The organism is Glaciecola sp. 1036 (assembly GCF_050306235.1).
GTDB lineage: Bacteria > Pseudomonadota > Gammaproteobacteria > Enterobacterales > Alteromonadaceae > Glaciecola.
Window position 1 is genome coordinate 19,736 of the sequence record NZ_JBLWFH010000024.1, and the last position, 13,725, is coordinate 33,460.

The 13,725-nt window shown below is 38.8% G+C and carries 8 protein-coding genes and 1 pseudogene; 4 read left to right on the forward strand and 5 right to left on the reverse strand.

Annotated features, from left to right (window positions below):
* Positions 1-24: 24 nt before the first annotated feature.
* On the reverse strand, positions 25-1,227 hold the full coding sequence (locus ACNKW3_RS19495; RefSeq protein WP_427401013.1) for a tyrosine-type recombinase/integrase: 1,203 nt from the start codon (positions 1,225-1,227) through the stop codon (positions 25-27).
* Between the two features lie 14 nt (positions 1,228-1,241).
* Complete coding sequence (locus ACNKW3_RS19500; protein ID WP_427401014.1) at positions 1,242-1,451, reverse strand: hypothetical protein; 210 nt, start codon at positions 1,449-1,451, stop codon at positions 1,242-1,244.
* Positions 1,452-1,540: 89 nt separating this feature from the next.
* Here ACNKW3_RS19500 and ACNKW3_RS19505 point away from each other — a divergent pair, with 89 nt between their 5' ends.
* Positions 1,541-1,765 (forward strand): helix-turn-helix domain-containing protein, encoded by a 225-nt coding sequence (locus tag ACNKW3_RS19505; RefSeq protein ID WP_427401015.1) that lies wholly within the window; start codon positions 1,541-1,543, stop codon positions 1,763-1,765.
* 298 nt (positions 1,766-2,063) lie between these two features.
* On the opposite strand, the gene ACNKW3_RS19510 is transcribed toward ACNKW3_RS19505, so the two are convergent.
* Positions 2,064-5,330, reverse strand: coding sequence for a hypothetical protein (locus tag ACNKW3_RS19510; protein WP_427401016.1), 3,267 nt, complete (start codon positions 5,328-5,330; stop codon positions 2,064-2,066).
* Between the two features lie 845 nt (positions 5,331-6,175).
* Between ACNKW3_RS19510 and ACNKW3_RS19515 the strand changes: the two genes are divergently transcribed.
* The gene (locus ACNKW3_RS19515; protein ID WP_427401017.1) at positions 6,176-6,529 is read left to right on the forward strand and encodes a hypothetical protein; all 354 of its coding nucleotides are present in this window, start codon (positions 6,176-6,178) and stop codon (positions 6,527-6,529) included.
* 69 nt (positions 6,530-6,598) lie between these two features.
* Positions 6,599-7,672 carry a PIN domain-containing protein gene (locus ACNKW3_RS19520; protein WP_427401018.1) on the forward strand — a complete coding sequence of 358 codons (1,074 nt, stop codon included), beginning with the start codon at positions 6,599-6,601 and terminating at the stop codon, positions 7,670-7,672.
* Positions 7,673-9,168: 1,496 nt separating this feature from the next.
* Here the strand turns inward: ACNKW3_RS19520 and ACNKW3_RS19525 are convergent.
* Positions 9,169-11,478 carry a KAP family P-loop NTPase fold protein gene (locus ACNKW3_RS19525; protein WP_427401019.1) on the reverse strand — a complete coding sequence of 770 codons (2,310 nt, stop codon included), beginning with the start codon at positions 11,476-11,478 and terminating at the stop codon, positions 9,169-9,171.
* A 306-nt stretch (positions 11,479-11,784) separates the two neighbouring features.
* Between ACNKW3_RS19525 and ACNKW3_RS19530 the strand changes: the two genes are divergently transcribed.
* Positions 11,785-12,711 (forward strand): DUF2971 domain-containing protein, encoded by a 927-nt coding sequence (locus tag ACNKW3_RS19530; protein ID WP_427401020.1) that lies wholly within the window; start codon positions 11,785-11,787, stop codon positions 12,709-12,711.
* A gap of 538 nt (positions 12,712-13,249) precedes the next feature.
* Here the strand turns inward: ACNKW3_RS19530 and ACNKW3_RS19535 are convergent.
* Positions 13,250-13,432 (reverse strand): annotated as a pseudogene (locus ACNKW3_RS19535) (IS110 family transposase); the annotation flags it as partial.
* Between the last annotated feature and the right edge of the window lie 293 nt (positions 13,433-13,725).

Consider the following 13,725-nt stretch of genomic DNA (forward strand, 5'->3'; position numbering starts at 1 on the left):
ACTTCCTTACATGTAATTAAAACACTAAGAATTGGCTTTGATTAGAGATTCAAACGCACTGCCATCCTGGCGGGTGAGATTAGGCACATAACGTGAATACACCGTGAATAACATCATGGTATTGGCATGACCTAATTGACGGGCTATCCACTCAGGGGATTCGCCTGCTGCCAACCATAGCGTGGCAGCGGTGTGCCGCGTTTGATAAGGCTTTCGATTTTTCAGTTTGAGCTCTTTAAGTAGGGGATACCAAATTCTGCGCGTGACGTTTCGATGTGCAAGAGGGTCGCCTTTAACATTACAAAACACATAACTGGACATGCTGCCTGTGGCCTTAAATTGGGTTTGCAGTGCATCAAAGACCATATCACTCATAGCAATATCACGGATAGAGGACTGGGTCTTAGCCTGTTTTTCTTGACGGCCATCGACGATGGTTTCTCGGATTTGAATTATCTTTTTGTCAAAATCCACATACTTCCATTTAAGCCCGTCAATCTCACCTGTGCGCATGCCGGTAAAAAAGCGTACCGTGTAATAGTTTTTATAGTCCGCGCGTACATTTTTTAATAGATGAAAGACTTCAGCGAGGGTAAACGGATGTACCTCAGGCGGGGAGTTTTTCAGTTGTGAAATGCCCCTGAACGGATTTTGTGAATCAAAGCGTATCGACGCTTCATTGATAATGGCGCGAAGCGTTGCCATTATTTTATTAATGCGACCATTACTTAATAAACGCTCTCCCTTAGATGTGGAGAGGGTACCAAGCCAGCCTCTAAAGTTTAGAATGTCATTGCGCCTGATATCGCAAATAGGCCTATCCGCAAACTTCGGCAATAAATAATTCTTAATTACGCTCACTTGGTTTTGCCGATGAGATTCACGCCATTGAATATCGTTTTCATCTAACCAAGTTTTTGTAAACGCTTTAAAGGTGACTACCGATTCAATTTCTGCACTGGAGCGCTTTTGTTTGGCCATTAAGGCCTTTTGGTCAAGACCGATGGTTTCAAACTTTTCGACATTTTTGGAATTAGGAAAGTGCTCTTTGATATCAAAAGCACCTTCCATCAGCGCTTTGTTTACCTGCTCAAGTTTAATCTTGGCGATTTTTCGATTGGTTCGAGACTCTTTAAGCCCCAGATGCTCTCGAAAACGAATACCATGATAGGTGAACTCAATGAGTAGAATTTTATTGTCTTTACGAACGGATAATTTAGCTAACATATCACTACCTCTTCTTACACCGGCATTGCAATCGCTGTGCTACTTTCTTGCACCATAGTCTTTTCAACTTCTTCCCAAATGAATAAGTATCGTTTACGCCCAAACGCACGGATATAATGCACCCCTTCAAATAGGTGTTTATCAACCAAATCATGTCGAATGGTTTTAGGATGAAATTGGATTCGCTCCGATAATTGTTCTGTGGTAATGTATGTTTTATTCATTGGCTATTCCTTCATTAAAGTGAATTGCTGTTCGTAATAATAAATATATGTTCAATATAATGAACATTTAAGTTTGTTGCAAGCTATTTATGCTTAAATTTAAATTGAAAGAATTAATTGCTCAGAAAGAGTTTGAAGAAAAGCGACTTGTAAGCGTCGCTGAGATATGTTCAAAAACAGGAATTGGCAGAACAACCTTATCTGCAATATTGAACAATAAAGGAAAGAACGTTGGGGTAGATAATGTTGATAAACTTTGTGAGTTCTTTGATTGTGAAATCCAGGAAATTCTTGAATATATAAATGAAAAATAGTCTCCTAATACAGTCGTTATAAAAAGACTGTCGGTAACTTCTTTATATAAGATTTTCAATTCAGGAGTGGTTCGTACTCTTACCTTATAAAGATTTACGGCATTTAATTGAATTTTAAGTTTAGATTAAATCAGCTTTGTATTCATCCAAATAAGAACTTTTTGTTCTGGGGTGTAGAAAATGTGTTTTCTTTGTTTCATGATACTGGCCTTTCATAATAAGGATAGTGTTGCAATCGCCAATTGAACTTTAGCTGTCACTCAGACTTTTAAGTTTTTCATCTGCAAGAGACAAAGTATTATTGATTTTTACTTTTTCGTATTTTTAAAGCATGCACGATTGGAGGGGTATCGATATTTTCAGGGATTATAGGATCTGCATCCGCTGGTATCGACATAAAGGCCAAATCATTTTCTCCTACCTCCCAGGCATCCACAATTCTTATGTCAGCCTTCTTTATCCATAAACTTGGTGGAGAAAACTTAGGGGAGTTACTATTTTCTTCAATAATTGCAGGAGCTAAGAAGTATTCATTTGCCCGTCCATACGCATCTATGAATCTGTCAAGGTTTTCGGAAGTAACAGGAGTCATTACCTTACCTCTTACTACAGTCATAAAAGAGCTTTTCTTACCCTTCAATGAAAGCTGCTTGACGTTAGGGGCTACTTGGAGTGCATAATGGCAAGGAGAAGATTTGTATATGCCTTTTACCAAAGTAATACAAAGCATATTTTCGTCGTCTTCATTTCCAAACTTTTTCTGCCAGCCTTTAAATATTTTCGTTGCTGATTCTTCGTCAGCAAACATCAATGCGATAACTGGAAGTTCTGCTGTCTTTTCTACTGTTCCTATAAAACCAGTACCAGCCCATTTAGCTTTATCCCACAACCTCTGGTTTATCACAGTCAATACCTTAGTGTCATTGTGCTTTGTTACTGTGAAATCTTGTTCTTCACTCGTCGAATCATAAACACTATTTGAGTGAAAAATATCATTCCTCCATGTAGTGGCACGCCTCAAACTAAACTTGCCTAAGTCACTGTGCTCCCAATCATTCCATGACATTTTGTAGTTGCCAGCCCCGACGTTATCTACCAGAACAGGTAAAAAAATTGATTGATTCATCCTCTCAATTGCCAAATCATTTACCATTAGTTCCTTCAATTGATTTTCTTCAACGTTAACAACTATTAGTCCGAAGATTTCACTAGCGATTTTTATAATGGATTCTTTATAATCAGAATTATGAACCAGCTTCAAAATATCCTCGCTTGGGAATGTTATAGATAAAGAAATTTCTCCTTCATCATTCTCTTGCCTTGCATAAGTAAGTCCCTTTTTGCTCTCGTCAATATCAATGTGGCACACGAACTCAGAAACATGAGGAAAAACACTATGTGTTAATGCTGTGGCAAAAATGCTTTCTACGACAGTAATCAAACTCTCAGCGAACAACGCAGCCGAACGTTGATTTGTATGAGAGACTTTCAGAGTCACTCCAATGACTGATGTTCTAATCTCGCAAAATTCACGCATCCCCCATTGAGTGACTGGAGGCAAATCTGAGTTTGCAGGCTGGTTAACCCAGCCAATACATAACTCTTCCAAATTACCCATTTCATTTACTTCAGCTCTTATCACCTCTTCATAGCCAAGAATATATAAAGCAGCCACCCAAGACACAGCTAAACCGCACTCATCAATAAATGAAGGTAAAGCCTCTAATTTCGAAAGGTCTTCATATGGTGTTTTTAATATTAGAATTCCCAATATAGCGTCTAAAAGTTGACTTTCCTCGTCTTCAGATTGCGGGTCAACGGGATTACAAAGCTTGTTTATTAAAAAAACCTTAAACTGCATCCAAAAGAAAATGATTGGAACTCTTCCTGACTTAACTTCTGTCCAGATTAGCTTGTTGATTACTCTTATTGCGATAGGCGGCAATTGATTGGTTTCGTCAAAATCTACTATTAATCTACTTAATGCAGTCAGATAGCAGCTTCTTGCTGACCAATTCAACCCAAAATTTTCATATGCTTGCGCTAGTCCAATTTGTGCAATTATAAAATCGTCTCTGTTTTCTTTTTGGGCTAACAACCTAGAAGCTTCACTAAACTGAATTAATGCTTTGTAGTTATTTTCAAGCCTTATACTCCTATACGCACTTTTTATAAGCATCGAGCCTTTTTTTGAGTTACTTATTCTCTTACTACTGACCTCTGTCGCTGTTTCCATTAACTCATCAAACTTGGATTGCTCGTCTAAGATGTCACATAGTTCATCTACATATCTAATAACCTTGCTTACAGGAACATCCATCATAAACTCAGCTGCTTTCAAAACATAAACCAGCTCTTCAAACCATTTATCTAATGGTTCATTTAGCATCATGCTTTTGGACAATCCTAAGAAGCTGAGCTCAATCAATGCAGTTAGGGATGCATTAGGCCGAGTTTTATCATCAGCGATGCACTGTAATTTTTTTGTTAGAACGCCATATCTTGCTTTGAGGTTTGCTTCTTCTTTATTAAGGTGGGAATGAATGAGAGCCGTTTGCAGCGTAATCCAAAGTGTTGCTAACTTTTCCAGTTCCCAAACGGAGTTTGCATCAATAACTGATTTTTCAAGCTCATCGTAAAGCTTACTCATCTTTCTAGCATCGTCATGCCACCAAAATGAAGTCCATGCATATTGATAAAGTGCTTTGTTAATGCAATTGGTAAGTTTATATTCCCGAGCTACTGAGAGCGCTCTTTCGAACCTACCCACGACTTCAACTTTCGGCTTTTCTATCTCCCTACTTAAAACCGCTGAATACAAACATTTTTCGAATAATTCAAAATACGTGGAGATGGAATTGTCAAATTCTTCTATCTCTTTTTCCAATTCCTCTAACTCTTGTGATTTTACCGAGTCATTTTTACCGAGCTTAAATTCTGATTTGTTTATATCTAAATCAAGGGTAGCAGCTGCCAAATCAAAACGCTCATTGTCGAAAACCTTATTTACAAGCCATGTTTTGTCTAAAATACGAACATCGATACTAAACTCTTCCGTTAGGGCGTCTTCTACTTCAGCCCGCTTCCTATCTGATACAGATTGGGAAGTCATGAAATAAATTAACTTATAATCTCTATTCGTAGATACGATTCCAGTGACATCACTTTTTACTTTTGAACGCCACTGAGCCTTTGCACTTATTGCAAAAGCCCAACGTTCCTGGCTGGCTTCGCGACCTATACCTTCGTACCACCTTATTGAAATGGAGTCGGCAACTGGGTAAGTTTCGGTATCAACTTTACTATCACCGCCCCCCGTTGGCCCAGTTTGAAAAATTAGATTGGGACACAACTCTTTTTCTGCTAAACGCCTGCAAAAGAATTCAAACTCTTTTTCTTGTGAACGTTCAGTAATCGTAGCGAGTTTGTACTCAAAAACGTCTTTAGGTAAAAATTGTAAAGCCCTATTACCTGAGTCCGAAAACTCATCAGGTCGCCTGATTTTCATAAAGTCTGATGGCCTGATGCTTTTAATAGCTTGTTTATAAAATTGTTTTTTGCTCATGCTACACCCACAAAAACGTTATAGTAAGTCTGCACAGATTTATTGGTTAGGTGCTTCATAAATCATGTGCTTATAGACAACAAAATTGTTTTTCATAATTTTTTGAACAGCCTTTTACCTCCATTTAAGCGCCTAAATGTTAGAAGCGCGATAATTTATGTTCTAGATTTTTGCAGCAAAATTTAATGACGATGGAACTTCCGATGTTTTGACATATCTAGTTCTGTTTGTAAAGGTAAGTTATCTGCAACTGAAATTATGCTTGGGCAGGGAGCGCAAATTTCTTCACGGATGTTTGAGTAAAGTGGTTAGTACCTTACGATTGAAGGTTTGATGCTTGTTGGTAGGCGTCACCTGTTGTAAGTATGGAACCGCCTCGTCCTCCAAAGCTATTGTATTACTTGCATCCAATGTCCAATATATCCAACTGCGACTTGTAAGGGAGTACAATCCGCGAACGTATGACAAGACTGGTCATAATAAAAGTTCGAGCGTCCGCTTTCCGTAGAAAGTGATCTATCAAGCATTCAAGATCCGCATAAACCGAAGGTCCGCTCCATGTCTATTGATGCCCGTGACTACTCGCTATTAGGCAACTTTTACGCTTAGCTGCCGTCATAAGTGAATGACTTAGCAATCATAAAGCTATATTATACCAATAGTGATTTATTTATATGCGAATTTTTGTACGCATATAAAAGGGTTCGCAAAATAATATAAGCATCGACAGCGCAGGCGCAGCAAGGGATAGCAGAAGTAATCCCAGTTTGATTAAAATTTGGTTGCGGATCTTAGGAGCCGCATCATTTAAATTTTATGGTTTCAATTAAGAAAAAGGAAATTCTGTGGCAGATATTTTAACTACAGTATCAACAGCAATAACTCTAGCGAGTCGCCTTCGAGAAATTGGTAAGAATATTGAGGACGCCGAGTTCAAAAATTTGCTAGCTGATTTAAGCCTCGAACTTGCTGATGCAAAACTAAAAATCGCGGATCTGGTTTCAGAAAATGCTTATTTAAAAGAAAAGCTGGATGAAGTGACTAGTGCAACGGGTGAACGTTGTCCAAGTTGCAATAACAGGACCTTCAAAATTATCTCCACACGCCCTCATCCGACTTTCGGACGTTTAGGTGCTAAGGAACGAGAATATAAGTGCTCTACCTGCGGCTTTGAAGAATCTAAAATGGTAGAGCCATAAAACAGCTGTTGGCGCTCACTGCGTTCGCTGGGACACAAAAATGGAACTTAAATTTCAGGAATAAGCATCGTGCTAGAGACCAGAAAAGTATTTATTGATACTCAGTCATTCGTAAAAGCCGGGCTTCACTTTGATGGCCCCGCATTTAAATCATTCAGGAAATACTGTGAAGCTAACGAGCTAGATCATGTCTCTACTAGTGTTGTTGAGCGTGAGGTAAAATCAAAGATTGAATCATCCGTAAAGGATGCGATAAGCGCCATTCAAACCTTTCGCAGGAAAGCTCGCATCCTTTCGTCTTTAGATGATGAGAAGATAAAGGGATTGTTTGAAGAGATTCCAGATGAGGATATTTATCAAAAATCGGCAGAGGTGTTTGAGGAGTTTATGAATGCTTGTTCTACAGAAATTGTAGAAGCAAAAGACGTTGACGCTGAAGAGTTATTATCTCTTTATTTCAATAGAGGAGCGCCGTTTGGAAATGCTAAGAAAAAATCGGAGTTCCCTGATGCAATCTCAATTTTATCATTGAAATCCTATCTTGAAGATGATGAAAAGATTTATGTGGTATCAGATGATGGAGATTTAAAAGCGTATTGCGACAGTAATCCGAACTTTATTTCGGTTGATTCATTAGACAAACTTCTGGATATCTATACAACTCACAATACCGTAAGGCACGAACAGGTTAAACAGTACTTTATTGCAAACGAAGCAGCTATAAAGCTAAAAATCACAGAGTTCCTAGAAAACTGCGAGGTATACAACTCTTCAACTTGGGAGGATGCTGAAGTTGATGATGGTTTATCTGTTTTAAATCTAGGCGATATTGATCCATCAGTACTATATATAGACGATGAAGAAAGCCAAATTACCTTCGACATAGAAGTAGAGTTTGAAGTAACTGTTACAGGACCAGATTTTAACAATGGCATATACGACCGCGAAGATGGCCGAATGTATGCGTTTGATAGCACCTCAAGGACAGAAGTGATATCCACCACATTCACCGTCGAAATATTCTTACACTATGAGTTTATTGAAGGAGTTTTAGAAAATGCTGAGGATGACGGTCTTTATGTGGCAGGAACATCCGGTGGCATTGAGGTTTCTATTGAAGAAAACGGTCATGATTGGTACTAAAAATATAGCAAGCAAGTCAATTCGGGCTTCGCAAGCTCGCGACTGTTAAATAAGTGATGAATTTCCGCTCGTTGTCAGAACCGGACCAATAAAGCAGATCGTACATTGATCACAATACAAACATTTCCTAGCTTTCTAAGCAATAATTAATTCGCTCGATACCGTCAAACAGAGCTCGTAATTTACTTCACGTAAACTGCTCACTTAAGCCTTCGAATAAAAAAATATTGGAATTTTGGCGGAAGTCAAAAATTGAAATAAAACTTACTTTTTGCAATTAAGTTCGGTTAAATTTTTTAAAAATTGCGTTGATTGTATTTATTTAGCAAGCTATAAAATTAATTCAATTCAAAAATCTTTGCTCAAAAAATTACAGAGCAACAACTTAATACAAGCACAAAAATACCATTTTCACGTGTTTTTAACGGTGCAAATAAGATTGGTCTATAAGCCAATAATGACGTGGAGTAGAGTGGTGTGCTTGCACGGATTTGACACGTTTTTGCCACGGATTCGGCACGGATTTGACACGTTTGAAGTCCGCAAATTAAAATTCGGTTGAAAAAATTTTATTGTTAAATTGCTGTATGTGTTGAATTTAAAGGGCTGGGGCAGATGGTGGACGCAGCAAGGCTTGAACTTGCGACCCCCGCCTTGTAAGACTTAACCTAAAACATCCACACCACGAAACTTTGGTAAAAAACGTCCTTCTCAAAAATGATGACAGCGCGGTCGATAGAATTCACGCGATTCTGCTTATAACTTATCGTCTACGGAATAATTTATTTCAAGGTGTTAAAGATATTCAGCATATAGAAAGACAGAGTGATAATATCAGATATGCTGCTGAGGTACTCAAAACCGTTCTCGAAGCGAGTGGACGATTCGTCTACCACAACGCGGAGCTGTATCGAAGCTTCAACCAAGAAGCGCTTCAAACAAATATTGTGGATGGCCTCTAATGGTAGTTTAGGAAAGCGAAACATTGCAATTATACGTATGTTATTTGGCTCGGGAATACGAATAAACGAAGTTGTAAAGTTAAAAGTGTATGATTTGCTCCGAGAAACAAATGAGCTTCGTACCACATTTTCATTCCTGCGTCCTATACCAAAACAGTTAAATCTAATGCAGCTTACATACTTGCAAAATCTCACATAAAAGCTATTGAAAACTGGATAGACGAAAGGTTAGAACAGAAGGTTTGCGTGGTCGATAATGCTGAATTTAGAGGATTAAATCCTGATTGGCCATATTCGCAATAATAAAGAAACGGAAGTCATGGCGTACAATGGCTTTTCGAGACAAGAAATACACTGACATCGATGGCAATGTGTTTTTCTTGTTGTTTTATGCCCTAAAAGTGACCGCTTGAAGCTCATAATACAATACTACACCACGGCAGCAATTTTTCTCTAAAGTTAAAATTTTTATTACTAATCAATAGTATACATTTACTTTTAGTGACGGTTAATGAGGCGCGACGCGGCGGCGAGCTATCCTTCCGGCGGTAACTCATAACTCGGCATCGAGTAGGTACGCAACGCTCGGAGTAACAACGTTACTGTGCTAACATCTATATTGTTAAAATCGTATTCGTTAAAAAGAGCATGTTGCTTGGCATGTGCAATAAATGAGGTTGGCTCACTGAAAAGACTTCTTGCGTCTGAAATGGTGTCTGAATGCGCTGTTAGTTTTTCCCAATAGAAGGCGATAAATAGCATTAACTTCAATGCTTCCTCGTCATTAATTAGCAATGGCTCGCTGGACTTAGAAAACGCAACTACATTATACAAGCGCACTAGGCTACGTGGATTGTTAATATTAAAAGCTCTGGCGCAGTTTATGAATTGTTCAAATTCATACTCATTGGTCGTCAAAAAATCTTCGCTACCAATATCTCGACCCTCGTCAACAGCTAGAGTTGACTTGCCATTTGTTATAATTGATGTTGGCCTTTCATATACGGAAAGGGCGCTAGGCTGAGGACCATCTGTAGGTACAGCTCCGCCTTTTAATTCACCGCCGGCATCATTCAATCCAAAAATCCTATTTCGGACAAAGAGTGCTAAGGCCTCTTCGTCAGGCTCTGATAACGATATGGATATTTGAAACAGCTTACCTAGATAGTGTCTTGCCAACTCGAAGGCTTCCTTATTGGTCAAAGTTTCTAATTGTTGTAAGTACTTATTGGCTACGGCGCGAATAAGGATCTGAAAATCCACCGCAAAAATAACTGTTACCCCCTTTACATCCACAATAAGCTGTGCAGCTTCTAGGGTTTGAACGATAACACGGTCTGAACACCGATCTAAGTCGTCGATAACAATAACGTACTTGTTTTTACTCTTTTGAAAAAGCTCGCCTTTATATGACGCCAACACTGCAGCTAACGTATCTTTCATGGTACACCCAATACCGATGTGTTGATTAAAATCAGGTTGCTGAGTAGCCTGTCTTAGGATTGATGTTAAGTAATTAGACTCCAATAATTTTTTTCGAAAGATGGCGGCAGTAACTAATACTCCGGCCAAACCTGAAGGAAAAAGTATCAGGTACGGGGAGTTTCTAGCTGCATCAGTTGGTAAATTATAAAGACTTAACGCAGACCATATTGCGGCTAGCAAGCTCACTATAAAAATGAACAGCGCTATAAATGCATCCATACCTAGCTTTTGTCTGTTGAGCTGATACCATGTTCGGATGGTTAGTATCGTGCGAGGGAAGAACCGGAGCTTGTTGAACAAATGGTTGAGAATAAACTGTACGATAGAGGCAGACATGTGCTGGCTATGAGACTCTCTCCAGGCATTAAAGTTGATGAATTCTATCAATGAGCCTTTGGTTAATCGTTGTTCTAAGAAACGGACAACCGTGCTTTTACCACTACCCCAATCGCCAAATAGACCGATGATCAAATGATTTGTTTTACTTTTTCCATCTGGGTTGTTATTACTATCGCGGTCTCTTAGTATCGTTGCTTGAATACTATCAACAATGTGGTGCCGATTGAGATAGTCTTGGACTGAAACCTTATCATCGAGAGCATTCGCAAACTTGTCTGCAACATCATTAGCGGCTGATTCAGCTGTCGGCTCCGCTTCGGTAGTAGGCCATTTGTTTATGTCACGGTTTGCCAACGCTGAAAAGGTTTGGAAATCTTTAATGGGGGTAATTTTGTCTGCCTCACCTTTGCGCCGTGTTGCTGCTGTCACGTAGTTCGCAAACACCGCAAACCGGCCTTCAAAATTTAAGATATCTTTCCAAAGCAATTCAGCCCTAAAATTTTCTGTATATCCGACGAGTGGTACTGCAATTGACAACAATTCACAGAGTGCCTGTTGAATAGGTGCTGCAACACTATGAACGGCCCCATTACCGCTCACTGGCTTAAGCGACTCGCTAAAGACTTCTGCTTCGTCCAAATTTTGGTTGGCTTGGGAAACTAGGGCGCTCCACTCAATGGGCTTATCTCGAAAATCGTGAGTGATCATCACGGGGATGCGTTGTCGGCTGCGCTCTCGATCGTAAATAAACGGTTCTCGAATAAATGGTATAACACCCAAACAATGAATGTGTCCACTGCTTTTAATATCTGAAGCGATGTAGATTATCGCAGTGTCGCCAGGCCTTATAGACCGTGTATGTGCATCGGTGCCGTGCAACCAGAAGGCGTATCTACCGACTCTTACTTCATCTAACCATTTAGCGCCCGCGTGCTCCGGCTTTGCATACAACAACCAACAATTACCTGTACTACTTGTTCGTGGGGTGGTCTCACCCCCTTTAACAGCGGCCGCCTCCATGTGATTTTCCCTTAATTACTATGTTAACTATTGTTTTGTTGAAATTATTAAATTTAATATTAGTACAGGAAAATGAAATGTCAGGTTTATCGTGAAAAAATTTGATAATCAAAGAGCTTGTTAGATATAAGGTGCTCAAAGAAAGCTATTTTATGTATGTTTTGGCAAAAAAACTCTTTTTTGCATATACTAAAAGTAGCGCGGTAACCCACACATGCTGCTTTCAAATGTTGGTAGTTGTTTGGCGATAGCATTTATACGACACAATCTAAACTATCGAACAATAGAGATATGGAATTTAATTTGATGATGGAACAGCAAAAAACAAGTAATATTTTCTCGCCTCAAGAGCTGTTTTCTTATTCAGGGGCTGAAGATTGTCGGCTACAGTCAGTACTAGATGAAAAATTATATCTTTCTAAACCAATAGTTTTTAATGATGTAAATGAACTTAGCTTAAAATATTCGTCTAGCGGATTACTTGAAATAAATGAAAAAGATTTATTTCGAGCTTTTTTAACCATTTACGATAAACCGTTTCATGAACTCCATGATAACTACTTACTTAATGAAGAAATCCATACATTCATGTTGAGGTTTTTTAAAACACAACTAGAGCTTACAAGCGAACCTATTCTAGCAACAACAAGAGATATCATGGAGCGTATTCACCAAAGACTTAATGGAGCATTAATCAAATGTTTTATTCCGCTTAAAAACAATTCGTTAATGTGGGCTCATTATGGTAATGAGTTCCAAGGAATTTGCGTGCACTATGAACGCAAAATAACAATTCTTGGTAACAACAAAAAGTTTTTTAGGAACATAGAATATTCTGATCGAAAGGTACAGTGCTCACTAGTTGATGTACTTTTCAAATCACATGAATTGTTTTACAAGCTGTTATTAACCAAACATACGGATTGGAGTTATGAACGCGAGGTTCGCTATTGTGAGTTCCCAGGTGATGAGCACATGAATCAAAAAAAGGGCAAATTGGTCCCGATTCCCAGCGCGTTAAAGGCAACGGGCGTAACATTCGGGACTCATTGTGCCCCTGATTTCATAGTCAAATGGGCGACAGAGATTTTAGAACATGGCCTAAAGTGTTTCTATTTACATGGTTTCCATAATCCGATCGATTTGGATAGCTCTTATTTAATCAACAATGGTAGGCGAATCCGTGAGATTTGGGAGCGAAACCGAAATGGAATGGCGCATAAAATTGAGTAACCCAATTCTTAGAGTGGAAAACTTGTGAATTTATCCCTTCAATCCCCTAATCAATCAACCCAACAAATAGCAGGGTTGCCATAGTATTAGTTTCACAACCAGTTGCACGGGTAGTATCTGGCTATTATTAGAACGGTGGGACTTTGGCGGTTTACACTTATTTTGCTTTACCTTTTCGGCTATTTCGTCTACCTCTCATTCCTACTTATCATCTGATTTCCCAATCGCTATTTTTGTTTGAATTTTTAGTCTCGAGAATGCACAGCGTTTTGATTGTCCATTGGGATGGCTATGAGTGGATAGACTAAGCGTTTTATGATTTTATGAGTGGTGTTAAGGTAACTCAGTTGGGTCTTGCAACAGCACGTCGAACCGAGTCAGAATAGTTTTTCTAAGCAGGGCAAGAGTGAGATGAGTTGCTTGTGCGTCTTCTAGTTAAGTCTGTTAAGGATTTTTCATTCGCTTTCATAAGTTTCGGCTTATCAAAAAAATAAAGGTTACGATCACTTGCCTCTAACTTGTGAATTTAAAACGGTATGTCTACAACAACAACGATATTTTCACGATAAGGCGCTAAAAGTGCTAACAATTTCTGAGGTGAATCATCAATTTTATCATGTACGAGGACATTGTTTTCATTATCGATAATGCAAACGTAAAGTAATCTTGTGTGTAAATCGATTCCATGACAGTAAGGATGTGTATTAGTACAGAAGTTCATTGAGCTTTCTACGTTTGGTTTGGTTGCCATCTCAGGATAAACTCAAATTTATCTGAGGAGGAGGCTCAATGAGTATCAATCTGCTGTAGTCGCTCGCGGGCTCGCTGGGATCAATGAAGACAATTGTACAATGACCACAAAACAAAAATTTCCTAGCTTTCTAGACAATAATTTATTCGCTCGATACCTTCAAACAGAGCTCGTAATTAACTTCATGTAAACTGCTCACTTAAGCTTTCGAATTAATCAATAGTGGAATTTTGCAGGAAGTTAAAATTGAATTAATAACACAC